Here is a 20,311-nt window from a genome sequence, read left to right as displayed (position 1 = left end):
ACTCCACCGTGCTTCACTGACAGGCATTACAACCTCGGTTGCCGTTTTGCTTTTACTTTCGAATGAAATTAAATTTGTGCTCCCCGTCACCTTGTTATTAGAATGTTTCAAACGCAGTGACCCAGGAGCACAGTATGACCGTTAAAGTTATCGTCACCGATATGGACGGAACTTTCCTTGATGATGCCAAGCAGTACGACAGAGACCGCTTTCAGGCACAGTTTGAGCAGCTTAAAGCCCGTAATATTGAATTCGTTGTCGCCAGCGGCAACCAGTATTACCAGCTCATCTCCTTCTTCCCGGAGCTGAAAGAGCAGATCTCCTTCGTAGCGGAAAACGGCGCTCTGGTTTTCGATCATGGCGAACAGATTTTCCACGGTGAGCTGACCCGCCATGAGTCGCAAATCGTCGTTGGCGAGCTGCTAAAAGACAAGGGGCTGAATTTCGTGGCCTGCGGGCTCGAAAGTGCTTATGTCAGCGATCAGGCCCCCGAGGAATTCGTGAAACTGATGTCAAAGCACTATCACCGCTTAAAACGCATCAGCGATTACCGCGAAATCGACGACATTCTGTTTAAGTTCTCCCTGAACCTGCCGGACAGTGATATCCCGAACCTTATCGACAAACTGCATGTCTCGCTGGACGGTATTATGAAACCTGTCACCAGCGGCTTCGGCTTTGTTGATTTGATTATCCCGGGCCTGCACAAAGCCAACGGCATTAGCCGACTGCTGAAACGCTGGAAAATCTCCCCGCAGGAGTGCGTGGCCATCGGCGACAGCGGCAACGATGCAGAAATGCTGAAGCTGGTGAAATTCTCGTTTGCGATGGGCAACGCCGCACAAAGCATTAAAGACATCAGCCGCTATAGTACCGACGATAACAACCACCAGGGCGCGCTGAATGTCATCCAGGCCGTGCTCGACACGCATTCCCCGTTCGACCTCTGATTGCCTCCCGCCGGGGTACTGCCCCGGCACCTCACTCTTTTTTCATCCTGTGCTGCACGTCAAGTTTTTAAACTTGCATTAACTTATTTTTAACTTAAAGTATCACTTGTAGATACTTTTACTTTCGAATGAAAGATGCGAGGCAGTTATGACGTTGACGTTTACCAGTGAAATTTTGCCTGCGGACCACAAAGCAGCAATCCGTCAGATGAAACGCGAGTTACGTGCGCAGATCGGTGACGTTCAGGCGGTGTTCGACAAACTCAGTGATAAAATCGCCACCCGTGTGGCAGAGATTAACGCGCTGAAAAATAAGGGCGAGTCCGTCTGGCCGGTGATCCCGTTTGCGGATGTCAAAAACGGTCAAATCACGGATGCACAGCGGGACGCAGTAAAACGCCGTGGCTGTGCGGTGATCAAAGGTCACTTCCCTCGCGAGCAGGCGCTGGCATGGGATAACTCGATGCTCGACTACCTCGATCTCAATCAGTTCGATGATGTGTATAAAGGCCCGGGCGATAACTTCTTTGGCACCTTAACGGCTTCCCGCCCGGAGATTTACCCGATCTACTGGTCGCAGGCGCAGATGCAGGCCCGCCAGAGCGAAGAGATGGCGCAGGTACAATCATTCCTGAACCGTTTATGGACATTCGAGAGCAACGGCAAACAGTGGTTCAACCCGGATGTGAGCGTCATTTATCCTGACCGTATTCGCCGTCGTCCGCCGGGAACCACCTCCAAAGGCCTGGGGGCGCATACTGATTCCGGCGCGCTGGAGCGCTGGCTGCTGCCAGCTTATCAGCAGGTGTTTGCTCGCGTGTTTGACGGCAATGTGGAGAAATACGATCCGTGGAATGCCGCGCACCGTACCGAAGTGGAAGAGTACACCGTGGATAACACCACGAAGTGTTCTGTATTCCGCACCTTCCAGGGGTGGACGGCGCTTTCGGATATGATCCCGGGTCAGGGCCTGCTGCACGTAGTGCCTATCCCGGAAGCGATGGCTTACATTCTGCTGCGCCCACTGCTGGACGATGTACCGGAAGATGAGCTTTGTGGCGTGGCGCCAGGTCGCGTACTGCCGATTTCTGAAAAATGGCATCCGCTGCTCATCGAAGCGTTAACCAGCATTCCGGCGCTGGAAGCGGGGGATTCCGTCTGGTGGCACTGCGATGTGATCCACTCTGTCGCCCCGGTTGAGGAACAACAAGGCTGGGGTAACGTGATGTATATCCCTGCCGCGCCGATGTGCGAGAAAAACCTCGCCTATGCGAAAAAGGTGAAAGTGGCACTGGAAACCGGCGCATCTCCGGGCGATTTCCCGCGTGAAGATTATGAAACAACCTGGCAGGATCGCTTTACCGTGAATGACCTGAATATCCACGGTAAGCGCGCGCTGGGCATGGTCTAACTGTCATATAACCCTTCCCGCTCAACGGCGGTGCGTCGTTTCCCCTGACGTATCCGCCGTACTGATTCCCGAATCGTCAGCGTCCCGTTCAGCAATAACGTGCCTACCGGCGCCGTCGGGCGCATCAGCCGTTGCTGAAGCATATGCACTGCTTCTGTCCCGAGTTCATCGCGCGGTACGTGTATCGCTGTTAGCGGCACATCCTGGATGGCCGCCAGGTTAAAACCATCAATACTCATCACCGACACATCCTGCGGCACGCGCAGCCCATGCTTTTTCAAGGCGCTTATGGTTCCCGCAGCCATAAAATCACCGCCAACTAAAAACGCCGTGGGTAGGTCTTTCCCCTCTCGCTGACGAAGCCATTCACTGACCAGCTGTTCGGTCTCTTTCGCGCTAAAGCTTGGCACCACCAGCAGGTCGCGCTTGTCCGTAAATTTCAGATTATGGTATTGCCACGCTTCACGAATGCCCGCCAGACGCAGCTCCATGGTGTAACGGCGCAGGCACAGTACGGTCATCACCTCACGGTGCCCCATTTCAAACAGATACTCAGCCGCGCGTTCACCAATGGCCCGGTGGTCAGGGGCTACGGCGGGCAGGCGCATCAGGCGATCGCGGCAGTTGATCAGCATACAGGGTTTGCCAACATCCACCGCGAGATCGTGGATATGCGGGTCGTCTATCCCCAGTAAAATCGCGGCCTGCGTATCGGCTTCATTCATTCGCGCCAGAAAGAGCTGGGCATCGCTGTCGTTCTCTTCCAGCGCGCAATAACGCAGCCGGACCTCATGAGACGCCAGCCCTTTACTCACACTCTGGATCACCCGGTAGTAAAAGATGTCGGACCGCTCATCAAATGCCCGCTGCGGCGCAAAGACCATCAGGCTATTCAGCAGCAGCCTGCCCGCGGCCATACCGTCCATCACGCCCAGCTCCCGCGCGCATTCCAGCACTTTGCTGCGCGCTTTTTCACTGGTGTTCGCCTTGCCTGCCAGCACCCGCGAAACCGTGCTAATGGAAAGCTGCGTGCGGGCGGCAATTTCAGCGATTTTTAGCCTTTTATCCATTTTGTGATCTTGCTCCATTTGCGAAATGAAAAAATTTTCATAACGTGAATGTCAGGTAAACAGTGCGTTAGTCGCAATGATGCCAAATGATTGCGGCCAGTTATGAGAAAGCTTGCACAAAATCCGCTATTGCCTGCCCATTTTCTCCCTTAATGTGAATTTGTCACACAGCTTCCATACTAGTTGTATAGCAACTTTTATCAGCAAAACGGATAACTATCAAAGCCATATAAAAATGTGTGTGACATCCGAAACGTCTGCCCCCTACCGTCCCTCTTGTGGAGAGAGAAATGAGTCAGGATATCAATAACACTGCAACGGCAAGTAAAACCCGCCGGGTCATTAAAAACCTGCGCTGGTATGTACTGGTCCTGTTTTTACTTGGCGTCACCGTCAACTACATCACCCGTAACTCACTGGGAATTCTTGCACCCGAGCTGAAAGAGAGCCTGGGCATCACCACCGAGCAATACTCCTGGATAGTCGGCGCGTTCCAGATTGCCTACACCATTTTCCAGCCGCTGTGTGGCTGGCTGATTGATGTCATCGGCCTGAAGATTGGCTTTATGGTCTGCGCGGGTCTCTGGGCGCTGATGTGTATTTTCCATGCGGGAGCCGGAAGCTGGCTGCATCTTGCGATCCTGCGCTTCTTTATGGGCGCCTCGGAAGCGGCTGCCACCCCGGCTAACGCCAAAACCATCGGCGAATGGTTCCCGAAATCTGAACGCCCTGTGGCCGCCGGTTGGGCAGGTGTCGGCTTTTCGATTGGTGCGATGCTGGCACCGCCGATTATCTACTTTGCTCACGCCTCTTTCGGCTGGCAGGGTGCATTTATGTTCACCGGCGTGCTGGCGCTGCTGTGGGTGATCCTCTGGTGGGCGTTCTACCACAATCCGGAACAACACCCGAATCTGAGCAAAGATGAGCTGGCATTTATCAAGCAGGATAACGAACCACCTGCGGTGAAACTGCCGTTCCTGACCGCGCTTAAAACCGTCTCTAAAAACAAACGCTTTTACGGTATCGCTATTCCGGCATTTATGGCTGAACCCGCCTGGGCGGTGCTGAGTTTCTGGGTGCCGCTGTACCTTGCCAAAGAGCACGGTATGGATCTGAAGCAGATTGCGATGTTCGCCTGGCTGCCGTTCCTTGCCGCAGATCTCGGCAGCGTGGCCAGTGGTTATCTCACGCGTCTGTATACCCGGCTGTTCGGCTGCTCTCGCGTGAACTCAGTGGTGGCCAGCTCCGTCACCGGCGCGTTCCTGATGATCTCATTAGGCATCGTCGCTATCACCCGCGACCCGTATATCACCATTGTGCTGATCTCCATCGGCGGTTTTGGGCATCAGATTATCTCCTGCATGTTAAGCGCCCTGGTGGTGGAGTCGTTTGATAAGGGCCAGATGGCCACTGTCAACGGGATGCGCGGCTCGGCAGCGTGGATCGCCAGTTTCTTGTTCTCTCTTTTGATTGGTGTTACCGCCGACAAAATCGGCTTTAACCCGCTGTTCATTGCCATGGGCTTCTTTGACCTGATTGGCGCTGTTTTCCTGGTGGCATTTATTGCTGAACGTCGCGCTAAACGCGCCTGATAGTGGATGTATTGCATATGAAAACCCTGAAAAGCTGGACCGTAGATAAGCAGTCGGCGAACCATCTGGAACTGGTGGTCGATAATCAGCACCGCCTGTGCCTTTATGTGCTGGAAAAGAACCTGTTCCGCGTGCTGATTAAACGCAAAAACGAGCTGGCGCTTGACCGCACCTGGAGCATCGCGCCAGAGAAAGATGTACCGTGGGAAGGCCGTCGCCGCGACGATCTGAGCGGGTTCTCCTGCCCTACCTGGACGCTGACGCAACTGGGCGATACCCTGACGGTCGCCACTGAACAGTTGCGGGTGACGGTGCATCAGCCGCTGTGGCTCGAGTGGCATTACCGGAATGACGCGGGCGAGTGGCAGCCGCTGGTGAATGACCGCCCGACCAGCGCCTATCTGCTGAACGCCCACGGCGACGGCGTGGCGCATTATCTGAGCCGTCGTAAAGACGAACGTTTCTACGGTCTGGGTGAAAAAGCGGGTGATTTGCAGCGTAACGGCAAGCGCTATGAGATGCGTAACCTTGACGCCATGGGCTATAACGCGGTCAGTACCGACCCGCTCTACAAACATATTCCGTTCACCATCGCCCGTCGTGATGACGTGAGCTACGGTCTGTTTTATGACAACCTGAGCAGCTGCTGGCTGGATCTGGGTAACGAAATCGACAACTACCACACCGCCTATCGCCGCTGGCAGGCGGAAGCAGGCGATATCGATTACTACATCTTTACCGGCAAAAAGGTCCTGGATGTCACCAAAGCCTTCGTACGTCTGACCGGGAAAACGCTGTTTGGGCCGAAATGGAGCCTGGGTTACAGCGGTTCGACCATGCATTACACCGATGCACCGGACGCGCAAAACCAGCTGATGAACTTTATCCGCCTGTGCGAAGAACACGCCATCCCGTGCGATTCGTTCCAGCTGTCGTCGGGTTATACCTCCATCAACGGCAAGCGTTATGTCTTTAACTGGAACTACGACAAGGTGCCGCAGCCGAAGGTGATGAGCCAGGCGTTCCACGATGCAGGGCTGAAGCTCGCCGCGAACATTAAACCGTGCCTGTTGCAGGATCACCCGCGCTATAACGAAGTGGCAGAAAAAGGATTGTTCATCCGCGATTCAGAAACGGATGCGCCAGAACGTTCTAGTTTCTGGGATGATGAAGGATCTAATCTGGACTTCACAAATCCACAGACCATTCAGTGGTGGCAGGAAGGCGTCACCACACAGTTACTGGAAATGGGGATTGACTCCACCTGGAACGACAATAACGAGTTTGAAGTGTGGGATGGCGAAGCGCGTTGTCACGGTTTTGGGCAGGAAATCGCCATCAAGCATATTCGCCCGGTGATGCCACTGCTGATGATGCGTGCCTCGCTGGAAGCGCAGCAGCGCTTTGCCCCGGAAAAACGCCCGTATCTGATCTCCCGCTCCGGCTGTGCCGGGATGCAGCGCTATGTCCAGACCTGGAGTGGTGATAACCGCACCAACTGGGACACGCTGCGCTTTAACACCCGTATGGGGCTGGGGATGAGCTTGTCCGGGTTGTTTAATGTGGGCCACGATGTCGGCGGTTTCTCCGGCGATAAACCCGACGCCGAGCTGTTTGTCCGCTGGGTACAAAACGGTGTGATGCATCCCCGTTTTACCATTCACTCATGGAATGACGATCACACGGTGAACGAGCCGTGGATGTATCCGGGTGTGACGCCAGCAATTCGTAGCGCCATTGAACTGCGTTATCGCCTGCTGCCTTACCTTTATACCCTGCTCTGGCAGGCACATGCGGACGATGAACCGATGTTGCGCCCGACCTTCCTCGATCATGAACATGATGTTCAGACCTTTGAAGAGTGCGATGACTTCCTGCTGGGCCGCGACGTGCTGGTGGCAAGCGTGGTCGAAGCCGGGCAGCGTGAACGTCGCGTCTGGCTGCCGGATAACGAAACCGGCTGGTATGATTTTTACACCCACGAGTGGTTCTCTGGCGGCCAGTGGATCACCCGCGATGCGCCGCTGGAAAAACTGCCGCTGCTGGTACGCGCCGGCGCAGGTCTGCCACTTAGCGAACGTATTACCCATGTGAGCGCCGAAAAGGACGATACCCGCGAGCTGAAACTGTTCCCGGTGAAAGGCGTGGGCACAACAAGCGGCCTGCTGTTTGAAGATGACGGCGAGTCCTGGGGCTACCAGAAAGGTAATGCGCTGTGGGTTGAGTGGGAAATGATTTGCGATGGCGCAACCATTAACCTGAAGGTCAATGCGAGTGGGGATTATCGTCCGGCATGGAAAGCGCTGAAGGTGTCATTACCGGTGGGGGAAAAACGTACGCTGCTGGTGAACGGGGTTGAAGGGAGCGAGTGGGTGGTGTAGTGCGGTCTGATGCCCTCACCCTAACCCTCTCCCACGGGGAGAGGGAATAGAACGTAGGCCGGGTAAGGCAAAGCCGCCACCCGGCTTTTTTTAATTATCGATACCTTTGCTACGCAGATAATCTTCGTAGTTACCGGTGAAGTCCACCACGCGCTCTGGCGTAATCTCAATCACGCGGGTAGCCAACGAGCTCACGAACTCACGGTCGTGGGAAACGAAGATCAGCGTACCCTGATACATCTCCAGCGCCATGTTCAGCGATTCGATAGATTCCATATCCAGGTGGTTAGTAGGTTCATCCATCACCAGGATATTCGGTTTTTCCATCATCAGCTTGCCGAACAGCATACGGCCCTTCTCACCACCGGAGAGCACTTTAGCAGGCTTCTTGATGTCGTCCTGGCTGAACAGCAGACGACCCAGAATACTGCGCACCGCCTGCTCGTCATCGCCTTCCTGTTTCCACTGGCTCATCCAGTCAAATACCGTCAGGTCGTTTTCAAACTCGTATTCGTGATCCTGCGCGTAGTAGCCAATCTGCGCGTTTTCAGACCACTTCACCGTGCCGTTATCCGGCTGCAATTCACCGACCAGGGTTTTCAGCATGGTGGATTTACCCACGCCGTTGGCACCCAGAATAGCGATCTTCTCGCCCACTTCCAGCAGCAGGTTGAAGTTTTTAAACAGCGGACCATTTTCGAAGCCTTTAGAGAGTGCTTCTACTTCCAGTGCGTTACGGAACAGCTTCTTGTCCTGCTCGAAGCGAATGAACGGGTTCTGACGGCTGGAGGCTTTCACTTCGTCGAGCTTGATCTTATCAATCTGACGAGCGCGAGAGGTTGCCTGACGCGATTTAGAGGCGTTGGCGCTGAAGCGGCTGACAAAGGACTGCAGGTCCGCAATCTGGGCTTTTTTCTTGGCGTTATCGGCCAGCAGACGTTCACGTGCCTGGGTTGCCGCGGTCATGTATTCGTCGTAGTTGCCCGGGTAAACGCGCAGCTCGCCGTAGTCCAGATCCGCCATATGCGTACAGACCATGTTCAGGAAGTGACGGTCGTGCGAGATGATGATCATGGTGCTGTCGCGATCGTTCAGCGTCTGCTCCAGCCAGCGGATGGTGTCGATGTCCAGGTTGTTCGTTGGTTCGTCGAGCAGCAGGATATCCGGATTAGAGAACAGGGCCTGCGCCAGAAGCACACGCAGCTTCCAGCCTGGCGCAACTTCGCTCATCGGGCCGTAATGCTGTTCAACAGGAATACCAACGCCCAGCAGCAGTTCACCCGCGCGGGATTCAGCAGAGTAACCGTCCATCTCACCGTACAGCACTTCGAGGTCAGCCACTTTGTAGCCGTCTTCTTCGCTCATCTCAGCCAGCGCATAAATACGGTCGCGCTCCTGTTTCACTTCCCACAGCTCCGCGTGCCCCATGATCACGGTGTCAAGCACGGTGAACTCTTCGAAGGCGAACTGATCCTGACGCAGCTTACCGATACGCTCGTTCGGATCGAGCGATACGTTGCCAAGCGTCGGCTCTAAATCGCTGCCGAGGATCTTCATAAAGGTGGATTTTCCGCTACCGTTGGCACCAATCAGGCCGTAACGGTTGCCGCCGCCAAATTTGACGGAAATGTTTTCGAACAGCGGCTTACTGCCAAACTGCATAGTGACGTTGCTGGTAACTAACACGGGAGATTCCTGCGAAAAGTGTGATAAACACGGCATTATGCCACAATTCCGAATTGAGATCCCGTGTTGCAGCTTTCCACTAAACTTTAACAAAATCGAAAAAAGTGTGATTTCGTACACATCTGAATTCCCTGCGAGAGGGAATGCACATATAATGCGCTCCCATCACAGATTCAGACTTATCAACTAATCGCCAGAGTGGCTCAGATACCTCGCACAACATGAACATGAAATTAAAAACGCTTTTTGCGGCGGCGTTAGCCGTAGTAGGTTTTTGCAAAACCGCTTCTGCGGTGACTTATCCTCTGCCGACAGACGGTAGCCGTCTGGTGGGTCAAAACCAGGTTGTCACCGTTGAAGAGGGTAACTCTCAGCCACTGGAATATTTTGCTGCACAATACCAGCTCGGCCTGTCAAACATGCTGGAAGCCAACCCGGGTGTTGACCCGTACCTGCCAAAAGCCGGTACCGTGCTGAACATTCCGCAGCAGCTGATCCTGCCAGATACCGTGCATGAAGGTATCGTGATCAACAGCGCCGAAATGCGTCTGTACTATTACCCGAAAGGCACCAACACCGTGATCGTGCTGCCTATCGGTATCGGCCAGTTGGGTAAAGACACCCCAATGAACTGGACCACCAAAGTTGAGCGTAAGAAAGCAGGCCCAACCTGGACCCCAACGGCGAAAATGCACGCGGAATACATTGCTGCAGGCGAGCCGTTGCCAGCCGTTGTACCGGCAGGCCCGGATAACCCAATGGGTCTGTATGCCCTGTACATCGGCCGTCTGTATGCCATTCACGGGACCAATGCCAACTTCGGTATCGGCCTGCGTGTGAGCCACGGTTGTGTGCGTCTGCGTAACGACGACATTAAGTTCCTGTTCGAAAACGTACCGGTCGGGACTCGCGTGCAGTTCATTAACGAGCCGGTAAAAGCCACTTCCGAGCCGGACGGCAGCCGTTACATCGAAGTTCACAACCCGCTGTCTACCAGTGAAGACCAGATCAACAACAACGAAATCGTGCCAATTACGCTGAACAGCGCAGTGCAAGCTGTAACGTCTCAGGCTGACGTAGAATCCACGGTTGTTGACCAGGCGGTTCAGAACCGTTCCGGGATGCCAGTGCGTTTAAACTAAATGCTCCCGCTATTTAGATAATCCGAAAAACCCCGCACTGTCGGGGTTTTTTATTTGCGCTATCCCACATTTCTGTCGCGGCTAAAAGACATTAATTGCTATTTACCCCATTCCGCCATCTTCTGCTAAAGCTTCGGGGTTACTTCTTTTCATCTAAGTGCTATCATGCGCCAACTTATAAAATCAGTTTTTTCTGCATTTTGTAGGGTTGTGAATTCTTTCTGGAGCCTGCTTAGTCACGATGATCAGTATTAACTTAACAACAACAAAATCGCGCCTTTATCTCTGTTCGCAAACAGTGTGGTCACTTGCGAACCAGAGTACCAGGGTCGATCAAATTGTTGTGTGGGTTTCCAGCACCGCATATCTCAGTGACGATGGCATCACTGAAGAGCCTGAGTGGGCGGATAAAATCCGTCAAACAGGCACTAACCTCGTCTTCAAATGGGTAAAGAATACAGGACCTTATCGTAAACTATTCCCGGCACTGCAAGTTGCCACGGATGACGATATTCTGATCTATGCCGATGACGATGCCATTTATAACGAAATTTGGGCGCAAACTCTTCTTGATGACTTTTATCGTCATAATCAAAAATGTGTTGTCGCGGCCCGCGTGCGTAAAACGGTAAAGAAGAAGAAAGATATCCTCGATACCTATCGTAATTTCCCGTTAATTACGGTGCCGAAAGTGATTGAGCAGGACTATATCATCACCGGTCTGGGTGGTGTTGTGCTCAAGAAAAGTATGATCCCGGAGTATTTTCACTACAATGAGGACTTCCTTAAAGTTTGTCCTCGTGCGGATGATATCTGGATCAGTAAACTTATCCAGTTAACCAAAACGCCTGTTTATGTTTCGGCCCAGAGCATCCGTTTTGTTCATGAAATTATTCATGACTACGGTTTGTCCCGCGCAAATACCAGTAAAATTAAACGTTCACTTTTTCAAAAAATTCGATTTACGTTTAAACCTGGTCAGATTCACTATTTGTGCCAGAACGATCTCTACATTAAAGACACCGACAGCTACTTTGAGACGTGTGCCTGAAAGCTGAATTGCGCGTTAGCCATTGTTGACGATCACGATCCCGCCGTGATCGTAACGATAGTGACAGTGGGCATACTCCAGCGGTGTGCCATCTTCCAGATAGATAACCTGCTCAACCTCCAGAACCGGATCGGTTTGTTCACAAACCAGATGCTGCATATCCAGCGCATTGGGTTTTAGCGCCCGCACCACACGGTATGACCCCATGATTTTCAGGCCCAGCGTCTCCTGCACGTAGCGAAACACCGAGCTTTCCAGATGCGTTTTATTCAGGCCGGGCACCAGATTGAGCGGCATCACGGTAGAATCCAGCGACATGGGCTCGCCATTGAGCAGCCTCAGGCGAACAAAGTCGTACACGGGCGCATCGCCGTTAATCATCAGCGAGGCTTGTTCTTTCTCATTGGGAAAACGCAATTCGAAATGGACAACCCGGCTGCTGACTGTGCCCAGATGCTCCCAGGTTTTTGTCGCGCCAAAGTAGTCGCTTCCTGAAAGATCCCACTGCGAGAGTTGCAGGAAATTCTTGCGAATGAACGTCCCCTGCCCCTGTCGGGTGTACACCAGCCCTTCAACAATCAGCTGCCGCATGGCCTGCTGAATAGTCATACGACTGGTACTGAACTCCGCTGCCAGCGCAAACTGGTCCGGCAGCGGTTCATTGGCGGCATACTGTTGGCTGATAATACGTTTTTTGATTTCACGCGCTATGGTGATGTACTTCGCCGCCATCGTCCTTTCCTTCCGTTAGTTTTCTGTCCCGCTGTTTCTCAACGCCACTCTCTCGGCAATCTTGAGGAAAGGCAGGTAGAAGAATACACCAAATATAATGATTGCCAACTGCACAACCACGGCCCGCCAGTCCCCTGCCGTCGCCAGCCAGGCGCTCAGAATGGGCGGTGTTGTCCAGGGGATCATCACCACACAACGCGACATTAACCCGAGCGTCGTACAGAGCCAGGCAAAGTAAATGCCAATGGCAGGCAACAGGACAAACGGGATCATCAGCGGCAGGTTAAAGACAATCGGCAGACCAAAAATCACGGGTTCGTTGATATTGAATAAACCCGGCGCCAGAGACAGGCGTGCAACCTGTTTGGCAGACTTTTGCCGTGAGAAGACAAAAATAGCGATCAGCAGTGAGATGGTACTGCCGGTGCCGCCCACCATGCCAAACGTCGGAACAAAGATATTGTTGATGATATGTGGGATCGGCTGGCCGTTGGCGAAAGCCAGCATGTTCTCATTGGTATTAATCAGCAGAAACGGCTCGAGCACCACGCTGTTAACCACCGACTGATGTATACCCAGCGTGAACAAGAAATTGCCGAAGCTATAGATAAAGATCGTGCCCGGCAGGCTGGTGTTAATCAGACGCAAAGGCTGCTGAATAAAAGTGGTAATCAGATGGATAAGATCCGTATGCATCACGGTTGCCAGCACTGCGGCCAGTACGGCAAATAACGAGAGCGTGAGGATCGTTGGGATCAGCGCGGTAAAGGATTTACTCACCGCTGGCGGCACATTTTCCCCAAGCGAAATGTGCAGTGCCTTCAGTCGGGAAATGGCGATAAACACTTCCGTCGAGAGTAAACCAATCAGTACGCCGGCAAATATCCCGGTGGAGCCGATGTTGGCAAACGTCAGCACCTGCGTGACGTTAACCGTGGTCTGGCTGCCGACCGGGGTAAGTTGCAGATGCATTGGCATCATAATGATAAAACTGCTGACCGCGATAACCACTGCCGAGACTGGGTTGTCGAAATCTTTGTTGCGTGCCAGCGACCAGGCAATCATCGGTGCAAGCAAAAGCGCGGCGATATTCAGCGTACCGTTGATAATCGCCTCTCCCCACACTTTAAACTGCGTCAGCGTGTCGCCGTGAAATAACCACGGAAATACCACATTGTTCACCAGCACCGCTAAACCGGCGAGGATAAAAATGGGCATTACCGTGGCGAAGGCATCGCGCAAGGAACGCAGGTGCACCTGATTGGCCAGGCGCGCCGAAAACTCAACAAATCTGTCGACGAAGGACTGCATCGCAGGTGTAATTTTTGTTTCAGACATAGCGGATATTCCCATTCATCAGTCACAAAAACAGCCCGGCAGCGTACAACTTACATCTCGCGCCCGTTGGTATGGATAACCTGTTTCAACCACGCATAGCTCTTTTTCGGCACGCGCTTCATATCCCGCAAATCATGGTTCTCGCGGTTCACATACACCACGCCATAACGCTTACGCATGTCGCCCTGCGAGCTCAGAATGTCGATAAGTCCCCAGCCGAGATAACCAATAACCTGCGCTCCGTCTTCAAACATGGCCTCTTTCATGGCCTCGATGTGCGCGCGGTGGTAATCAATGCGGTAGGTATCGTTAATCGGGTTAACGCCATCCCAGGATTCAATTACCCCAATTCCGTTTTCAATCGGGAACACCGGCAGACGCCAGTCGTTGTAGTAGCGGGTGATAATGGTGCGGAAACCCAACGGATCAATCTGCCAGTTCCACTCGGTCGCTTTCAGATACGGGTTGTTTTTGTCGCCATGCAGCAGGTAATAGTTAACCGGCGTCCCTTCCGGGATGGCATCGCTGTCGAGGGTTTTACTGGCATAATAGCTGAACGCCATGTAGTCGTTTTTGGTACGCGCCAGCAGCGCCAGATCTTCAGGATGATAGATATCCTCAAAACCTTGTTGTTCGACAACAGCCATCACCGCCGGGCTATAGCCCTGGCCTGCGAAAACGCGCAACAGGTTTTGATTAAGGAACTCGTCATACTGCTGGGCGTAGAAGATATCGCGCGGTTTGCAGGTGGCCGGATAGATAAGCTGGTGCGCCAGCATCCCGCCCATCAGCTTGCCCGGTTTGGTCTGGTGCAGATATTCTGTGAGCGCCATATGCGCCACCATCGTATGATGCTGGAGCTCATACAGCTCGCGCAGGGTTTTCTCACCTTTCATGTAACCGGAAATTCTGAAGGCTTCCGGCATATGGAAAATGTTCTGCTCGTTAAATGTCAGCCAGTACTTCACGCGATCGCCATAGCAGTCGATCATCTTTTTGCCATAACGGATGAACGCGTCCATCACGCGGCGATCGTTAAAACCGTTGTACTCCTGCGCCAGCGCCAGCGGCATATCAAAGTGGTAGAGGCAAATCATCGGCTCGATGCCGCGGGCAATCAGGTCGTTGATAAAGCGGTCGTAAAAGGCGATACCTTCTTCGTTAAATTCGCCGTCACCCTGCGGGCACACGCGGCTCCAGGCGATCTGGAACCGATAGCAGTTCATGCCCAAATCCTGCATCAAATCAAAGTCTTCATGGTAACGATGGTAAGAATCGGTTGCCACTTTCCAGTCAGAGGCGTGTTCACTGGCTTCCCGAATGTCGTACACCGACATCCCTTTTCCGCCCTCATTCCATGCGCCTTCGGTCTGCATACTGGAAACCGAGTTTCCCCATAAAAAGTTGTCTGGCAGTAATTTCTTCATGGACTCTCCCTATATAACTAGTCATTTAAATTTCATGACTAGTCATATAGGTGAAGATGAAAAATCAATCAAAGAGAAGGATCGTTTTTTGTGAGCAGTGCGGGAAAAATAGTGACCCCGGCAGGTGAATCGCTGCCGGGGAAAGCGGGGTTATTGCTGTGCTAATTGATTACGACGATACTCACCCTGGCGCTCGAGCATCCAGCCCGGATATTCACGCGGCAGCTCGCTGACGGCATCCAGCTGTTTTAGCTCATCGTCGCTTAAACGGATGTGGGTCGCCGCGATATTGTCATCAAGCTGGTCCACGCGTTTGGCGCCTATGATGACGCTGCTGACCGCCTTCTGATGTAGCAGCCACGCCAGCGCAATTTGTGCAACCGATACGCCTTTACTCCCGGCAATGGTGCGCATCACGTCCACACAGTCAAACGCGCGTTCTTTGTTAACCGGCGGGAAATCAAATTCCAGACGGCGACTGCCAGCCTCGCCTTGCCCGTCACGGCCATATTTCCCGCTCAGCAAACCGCCCGCCAGCGGGCTCCAGACCATCAGCCCGACACCTTCACTTTGCATCATCGGTACCAGCTCACGCTCCAGATCGCGTCCGGCAATGGTGTAATAGGCCTGCAACGACGCAAAACGCGCCAGCCCGAGCCGCTCGGAAATCCCAAGCGCCTTCATGATTTGCCAAGCTGCCCAGTTGGAAACACCGATGTAACGCACGTGGCCTTGCTGCACCAGGTTATCGAGCGCGTAAAGCGTTTCTTCAACCGGCGTGGCCGGATCGAAGCCGTGTAATTGATAGAGATCGATATGATCAAGCTGAAGACGGCGCAGGCTCTCTTTCACACTGCCGATGATATGGTAACGAGAGTTACCCCGGGAGTTCACCCCCGCCGTGCCTGTTTCGCCAAACACTTTGGTGGCGACCACTACGTTTTCACGCGGGACTTTCAGGTTTTTCAGGGCCTGGCCAGTTATCTCTTCCGAACGCCCTTCTGAGTAGACGTTCGCGGTATCGATAAAGTTGATCCCGGCATCCAGTGCGCGCCCTACCAGCTGCTCTGACTCATTCTGTCGCAGCTGGCCAATCTTGCCCCACATGCCGCCTTCACCACCGAATGTCATGGTGCCGAGGCACAGTTCAGAAACAAACAGACCGGTATTGCCCAGTTTTTGATAACGCATAATGCTTTCCTCGCATGTCGATTGGGTGTCTGTTAGTTATACCCGCCCCTCAGCCATCGCGAATGTGGCGTTCCTGTCCGTTTCTTGCCCAATCCTCTGAATCGTTATCCGCGTGAGGCGTCGCCAAAGACCTTGTAATCCGGCAGCTGCACCTGCTGATACGGCTCCCAGCCGCCGCCGAGCGCTTTATAGAGCGCAACCAAATCCAGCGCGCTTTGCACCTGTGCCTGCGCGCGCTGCTGCTGCGCCTGCGCCAGCTGGCGCTGGGCGTCCAGCACGTCGATAAAGCTGGCGATACCCTGCCGGTAGCTGTCGCTCGCCAGGTCAAAGGCGTTTTGCAGCGCGTCGATGGTTTTCGCCAGCCCCGCTTCACGCTGCTGGTCGGTGCGATAGCTCACCAGCGCATTTTCCACATCTCCGAGCGCCGTCAGCACCGTCTGGCGATAGTCCAGCACCGCCGCGCCCTGCTGCGCGCGCGCCACCTTGACGCTGGACACCAGCCGCCCCCCCTGGAAGATGGGAATAGAAACCTGCGGGCCGAAGCTGTAAAAGTGGCTGCTCCAGTCGGTCAGCCAGTTGCTTTCGCTGTTGCGCAGGCCAAACTGCCCGGAGAGGGTGAAGCTCGGGAACAGTTCCGCCACCGAAACACCAATCTGCGCCGTGGCGGCATGTAGGTTCGCCTCGGCTTCGCGCACATCGGGGCGACGTCGCGCTAGCGTGGACGGAATGCCCGTTTGCACGATATCCGGCAGCGCGGGCATCGGCTGTGCTGATTGTAGTTCCGCATCCAGCGCGCCCGGCGGTTTGCCAAGCAGGATGGCCAGGCCATTCATCGCCTGACGCTCCTGCGCCTGGTACTGCGGGAGCTGCGCTTCAAGATTGCCCAGCTGCGCACGGGCGTTTTCCACATCCATCTGCGGAGACAGCCCGCCGCGCTGGCGGCTTTCGGTCAGATCCAGCGTCTGCTGGGCGCTCTCAATCTGAGTGTTCAGCGTGGCGATAATGCTCTGCGCCCCGCGCAGCTGGAGCCACGCCCGGGCCACTTCGGCCTCCAGCGACACCAGCGCGTCGTTACGCTGCTCTATCGCCGCTTTCTGCTGCGCTTCGGCGGCCTCCACCTGACGGCGCACCTTGCCCCACAGGTCGATTTCCCACTGGGCGTCGAAGCTGCCCTGGTAGAGATTGATCGGCTGCGTCAGCGGCCCCAGCGCGCCTCTGAGTTCAGGATCGACGTTATCCAGCTGGTCGTACACGCCGTGGGATTTCAGCTCTCCTTCCAATCCAAGCTGCTGGCGCGTCGCCTGCAGGTTACCGTTGACCGACGGATAAAACGCCCCACCCGCCTGGTTAATCTGTTCGCGCGCGCCGGCGATGCGCAGCACCGTTTGCTGCAGGGACAAATTCCCGGCGATGGCGCGTTCAACCAGGCTGTCGAGCTGTGGCGAGCCGAAGGTTTTCCACCAGCGCGGGTTGGTTGCCGTCGATTCTGTTTTTGATTTTACCTCTCTGTCGCCCTTGTCGTTCCAGTGCGAAGGGGCAGGCGGCGCAGGCTGCTGATAATCAGGCCCGACGGCGCAGCCTACCAGCAGCATCATTATCATCAGGGGGTGTAAACGTCTGTGTATCATCAGTGTGCTCCTGCACTCCCCTCGCTCTTAACCGGCGAGAGCAACAAACAAAACGGGATCAGTAACAAGGCCACCGCGCTCAGGAGGGTGAAAACATCGATATAGGCCAGGAAGCGCGACTGCTCGATCATGGTCTGGTACATGCGTCCAGTGGCGATACCGGTCGGGTCACCCACCTGGGTGGTGAAGTTCTGGATCGCCTGAGCGCTTTCGCGGATCGCCAGCTGGAACTGTTCGTTAAACGGCGAAGCGTGATACGCCAGATGGGCGCTGTGCGCCTGCGCGCGTTCGGTTATCGCCGCCGTCGAGAGCGAAATCCCAATCGAACCGGCCACGTTGCGGAACATGGTAAACAGCGCCGCCGCGTCGGCATTGAGCCGCCTCGGTATCGAGATAAAGGCAATGGTAGTCAGCGGCACAAACAAGAATCCCAGCCCAATCGACTGCGCGCTGCGGAACAGCACCAGGGTTTCGAAATCGATATCCGGCGTCAGCGTACGCGACCAGAAGAATGACACTGCCAGGCAGGTAAATCCGAAGGCAATAATCCAGCGCGTCTGCACCACCGGCATCAATTTCAAAACCAGCGGGATGGTCAATACAATCAGCACTGCGCCGGGCGAAAGCACCAGCCCGGACCAGGTGGCGGTATAGCCCAAATCCTGCTGCGCCAGCTGCGGGATCACCACCGAGCTGCCGTAGAGGATCATCGCCATACCCGCCATTAGCAGGCAGGAGACGGTGAAGTTGCGATCTTTCATACAGTGCAGATCGACCACCGGCTTTTTGGCATACAGCAGCCAGTAGATGGCGCCGATAATGCCAACCAGCGTCAGCACAGCGAAGGTGCGAATAAAGTTCGAGTAGAACCAGTCGTCATCTTCACCGCGATCGAGCATCACCTGCAGACAGCCCAGGCCGAGGGCGATAAGACCAATCCCCGTCCAGTCAATCGACAGTTTTTCTTTCGATTTGCTCTCCCACGGCGGGTCTTCCAGCAGCTGATAGATTGCCAGCACCGTCACAATCCCCACCGGAATGTTGATGAAGAAGACCCAGCGCCAGGAGTAGTTATCGGTGATCCAGCCGCCAAGCGTCGGCCCAAGCACGGGGGCAACGATGATGGCAATGGACGAAAGGCCAAAGGCTTTGCCCCTGTCTTCGGGCTTGAAGTAGTCGAGCAAAACCGACTGCTGGGTAGGCTGCAGCCCGCCGCCAAAGAAGCCCTGCATCACGCGGAACAGGATGATTTGCCACAGCTCGGTGGCAATACCGCACAGAAACGAGCATATGGTGAACATCACAATGCAGATCAGGAAGAACTGCTTGCGGCCAAACAATCGGCTAAGGAAGGCTGAGATAGGCAGAACAATGCCGTTCGCCACCAGGTAACTGGTCAACACCCAGGTGGATTCGTCATAGCTGGCCGAGAGCGACCCTGCGACGTGCGGCAGCGCCACGTTAACGATGGTGGTGTCGAGGATTTCCATAAACACCGCCAGCGTGACCACAATCGCCACCGCCCACGGGTTGCTGGCGGGCTTCCAGTTATCGTGGCTATGATCCGTCATTCCACCGTCACCTTCGGCTCAACCGATAGCCCCAGCGGCAGCGGCCTGTTCGGATCCAGCCCTTTATCAATGACGATTTTTACCGGCACGCGCTGAACGATTTTGACGAAGTTACCGGTGGCGTTCTCCGACGGGAAGGCGGAGAAGCGCGAGCCGCTGCCCTGCTGGATACTATCAACGTGGCCTTCGAGCGCCATATCCGGCCAGGCATCAACGGAGACTTTTACTTTATTGCCAGGCTTCATGCGCTCTAGCTGCGACTCTTTAAAGTTCGCCACTACCCACACGTTCGGGGAAACCAGCGAGAACAGTGCTGTGCCCGCCTGCACCAGCGTGCCGGGCTGGACGTTGCGTTTGGTGACAAAACCCTCGAACGGGGCACGGACTTCGGTATAAGAGAGGTTGAGATTCGCGGTTTCGAGCTGCGCTTTGGCCTGGTCAACCTGGCGCTCGCGGGCTTCAACGTTGGTTTCCTGCTGGCGGATCTGCAGTTGAACCTGTTCTGCCACTTCCAGCTGCGCCTGCGCGCTCGCCAGCCCTGCCTGAGCGCTGCGCAACTGGGCGTTAGCGGAATCAATGCTTTGCTGGGTCGTTGCGCGCGGGTCAACGCCGCGCTGACGGCGGTACTCTGCCTGCGCGTTTGCCATATCGGCCTGCGCTTTCAGCACCTGGGCTTTGGCCTCGTCGCGCTGAGCGGGATATTGCACTTTGGAGAGCGCCAGCTGCGCCTGCGCCTGATGGAGCTGAGCCAGTGCCAGCCCAAGCTGGGCCTGAGCCTGATCGCGCTGGGCCGTGGTATCACGAGGATCGATCACCACCAGCACATCCCCTTTCTTCACGCGCTGGTTATCACGCACGCGAAGCTCGGTCACGTAACCCGCCGTTTTCGGGGCAATGGTCACCACGTCACCATCGGTAAAAGCGTCGTCAGTGGTCTCTTCATTACGGGTCAAAAACCACCAGACTGCCGCCACAATCACCATCACGATGACGACGATGCCAAGGATAATTAACGGTTTTTTGCCCGGGCGCTTGCGCGCGTTATTGTTGTTGTCCTGCTCGTCAGCAGGCGGGTTTTGATCTTCTGCCATAGTTCAGCAACGGTCCTGTCAGTGAGCGGCATCACACTATGCCGTTCACT

Annotated in this window: 15 protein-coding genes; 6 read left to right on the top strand and 9 right to left on the bottom strand. The window is 54.7% G+C overall.

What is annotated here, in order from left to right:
• Positions 1–134 precede the first annotated feature (134 nt).
• Both M987_RS12570 and M987_RS12565 read left to right on the top strand, forming a co-directional pair.
• Positions 135–950, top strand: coding sequence for a Cof-type HAD-IIB family hydrolase (locus tag M987_RS12570; RefSeq protein ID WP_014069478.1), 816 nt, complete (start codon positions 135–137; stop codon positions 948–950).
• A 148-nt stretch (positions 951–1,098) separates the two neighbouring features.
• Complete coding sequence (locus tag M987_RS12565) at positions 1,099–2,361, top strand: DUF1479 domain-containing protein (protein ID WP_014069477.1); 1,263 nt, start codon at positions 1,099–1,101, stop codon at positions 2,359–2,361.
• Here the strand turns inward: M987_RS12565 and M987_RS12560 are convergent.
• A complete protein-coding gene (locus tag M987_RS12560) occupies positions 2,358–3,431 on the bottom strand; it encodes a LacI family DNA-binding transcriptional regulator (protein ID WP_014069476.1) in 1,074 nt (357 codons plus the stop codon). The two genes, M987_RS12565 and M987_RS12560, sit on opposite strands and share 4 nt — an antisense overlap.
• Before the next feature lie 290 nt (positions 3,432–3,721).
• On the opposite strand from M987_RS12560, the gene M987_RS12555 reads away from it, so the two are divergent.
• Positions 3,722–5,023: an MFS transporter gene (locus M987_RS12555; RefSeq protein ID WP_014069475.1), complete on the top strand. Its 1,302-nt coding sequence runs from the start codon at positions 3,722–3,724 to the stop codon at positions 5,021–5,023.
• A gap of 17 nt (positions 5,024–5,040) precedes the next feature.
• On the top strand, positions 5,041–7,404 hold the full coding sequence (locus tag M987_RS12550) for a glycoside hydrolase family 31 protein (protein ID WP_014069474.1): 2,364 nt from the start codon (positions 5,041–5,043) through the stop codon (positions 7,402–7,404).
• 90 nt (positions 7,405–7,494) lie between these two features.
• On the opposite strand, the gene M987_RS12545 is transcribed toward M987_RS12550, so the two are convergent.
• Complete coding sequence (locus tag M987_RS12545; protein ID WP_014069473.1) at positions 7,495–9,090, bottom strand: ABC-F family ATPase; 1,596 nt, start codon at positions 9,088–9,090, stop codon at positions 7,495–7,497.
• A 221-nt stretch (positions 9,091–9,311) separates the two neighbouring features.
• Here M987_RS12545 and ldtB point away from each other — a divergent pair, with 221 nt between their 5' ends.
• Complete coding sequence (gene ldtB, locus M987_RS12540) at positions 9,312–10,232, top strand: L,D-transpeptidase (RefSeq protein WP_014069472.1); 921 nt, start codon at positions 9,312–9,314, stop codon at positions 10,230–10,232.
• Between the two features lie 241 nt (positions 10,233–10,473).
• Positions 10,474–11,283, top strand: coding sequence for a glycosyltransferase family protein (locus tag M987_RS12535; RefSeq protein ID WP_014069471.1), 810 nt, complete (start codon positions 10,474–10,476; stop codon positions 11,281–11,283).
• Between the two features lie 15 nt (positions 11,284–11,298).
• Here M987_RS12535 and M987_RS12530 read toward each other — a convergent pair whose 3' ends face one another.
• The 7 genes from M987_RS12530 to M987_RS12500 form a co-directional block, all read right to left on the bottom strand.
• Positions 11,299–12,015, bottom strand: a complete 717-nt coding sequence (locus M987_RS12530) for a GntR family transcriptional regulator (protein WP_014069470.1) — start codon at positions 12,013–12,015, stop codon at positions 11,299–11,301.
• 15 nt (positions 12,016–12,030) lie between these two features.
• Complete coding sequence (locus M987_RS12525; protein WP_014069469.1) at positions 12,031–13,353, bottom strand: PTS sugar transporter subunit IIC; 1,323 nt, start codon at positions 13,351–13,353, stop codon at positions 12,031–12,033.
• Positions 13,354–13,403: 50 nt separating this feature from the next.
• Positions 13,404–14,780 (bottom strand): glycoside hydrolase family 1 protein, encoded by a 1,377-nt coding sequence (locus M987_RS12520; RefSeq protein WP_014069468.1) that lies wholly within the window; start codon positions 14,778–14,780, stop codon positions 13,404–13,406.
• Positions 14,781–14,930: 150 nt separating this feature from the next.
• Positions 14,931–15,971, bottom strand: coding sequence for an aldo/keto reductase (locus M987_RS12515; protein WP_014069467.1), 1,041 nt, complete (start codon positions 15,969–15,971; stop codon positions 14,931–14,933).
• Positions 15,972–16,075: 104 nt separating this feature from the next.
• Positions 16,076–17,599: an efflux transporter outer membrane subunit gene (locus tag M987_RS12510; protein WP_014069466.1), complete on the bottom strand. Its 1,524-nt coding sequence runs from the start codon at positions 17,597–17,599 to the stop codon at positions 16,076–16,078.
• A complete protein-coding gene (locus tag M987_RS12505) occupies positions 17,599–19,170 on the bottom strand; it encodes a DHA2 family efflux MFS transporter permease subunit (protein ID WP_014069465.1) in 1,572 nt (523 codons plus the stop codon). The genes M987_RS12510 and M987_RS12505 overlap by 1 nt, the downstream gene beginning before the upstream one ends.
• Positions 19,167–20,261, bottom strand: a complete 1,095-nt coding sequence (locus tag M987_RS12500; protein ID WP_014069464.1) for an HlyD family secretion protein — start codon at positions 20,259–20,261, stop codon at positions 19,167–19,169. Before M987_RS12500 ends, M987_RS12505 begins: the two co-directional genes overlap by 4 nt.
• Positions 20,262–20,311 lie beyond the last annotated feature (50 nt).

It is taken from the genome of Enterobacter soli ATCC BAA-2102, from assembly GCF_001654845.1.
In the GTDB taxonomy this organism is placed as follows: domain Bacteria; phylum Pseudomonadota; class Gammaproteobacteria; order Enterobacterales; family Enterobacteriaceae; genus Enterobacter; species Enterobacter soli.
Note: the sequence above shows the minus strand (reverse complement) of the source record. Positions and strands in the feature narration are given on the sequence as shown.

Excerpts from the sequence above, each read along its gene's own strand:
- M987_RS12535 (WP_014069471.1), top strand. The coding sequence starts at position 10,474 with ATGATCAGTATTAACTTAACAACAACAAAATCGCGCCTTTATCTCTGT.
- M987_RS12500 (WP_014069464.1), bottom strand. The coding sequence starts at position 20,261 with ATGGCAGAAGATCAAAACCCGCCTGCTGACGAGCAGGACAACAACAAT.
- M987_RS12550 (WP_014069474.1), top strand. The coding sequence starts at position 5,041 with ATGAAAACCCTGAAAAGCTGGACCGTAGATAAGCAGTCGGCGAACCAT.
- M987_RS12560 (WP_014069476.1), bottom strand. The coding sequence starts at position 3,431 with ATGGATAAAAGGCTAAAAATCGCTGAAATTGCCGCCCGCACGCAGCTT.
- ldtB (WP_014069472.1), top strand. The coding sequence starts at position 9,312 with ATGAACATGAAATTAAAAACGCTTTTTGCGGCGGCGTTAGCCGTAGTA.
- M987_RS12530 (WP_014069470.1), bottom strand. The coding sequence starts at position 12,015 with ATGGCGGCGAAGTACATCACCATAGCGCGTGAAATCAAAAAACGTATT.
- M987_RS12525 (WP_014069469.1), bottom strand. The coding sequence starts at position 13,353 with ATGTCTGAAACAAAAATTACACCTGCGATGCAGTCCTTCGTCGACAGA.
- M987_RS12570 (WP_014069478.1), top strand. The coding sequence starts at position 135 with ATGACCGTTAAAGTTATCGTCACCGATATGGACGGAACTTTCCTTGAT.
- M987_RS12555 (WP_014069475.1), top strand. The coding sequence starts at position 3,722 with ATGAGTCAGGATATCAATAACACTGCAACGGCAAGTAAAACCCGCCGG.
- M987_RS12510 (WP_014069466.1), bottom strand. The coding sequence starts at position 17,599 with ATGATACACAGACGTTTACACCCCCTGATGATAATGATGCTGCTGGTA.
- M987_RS12520 (WP_014069468.1), bottom strand. The coding sequence starts at position 14,780 with ATGAAGAAATTACTGCCAGACAACTTTTTATGGGGAAACTCGGTTTCC.
- M987_RS12515 (WP_014069467.1), bottom strand. The coding sequence starts at position 15,971 with ATGCGTTATCAAAAACTGGGCAATACCGGTCTGTTTGTTTCTGAACTG.
- M987_RS12565 (WP_014069477.1), top strand. The coding sequence starts at position 1,099 with ATGACGTTGACGTTTACCAGTGAAATTTTGCCTGCGGACCACAAAGCA.
- M987_RS12505 (WP_014069465.1), bottom strand. The coding sequence starts at position 19,170 with ATGACGGATCATAGCCACGATAACTGGAAGCCCGCCAGCAACCCGTGG.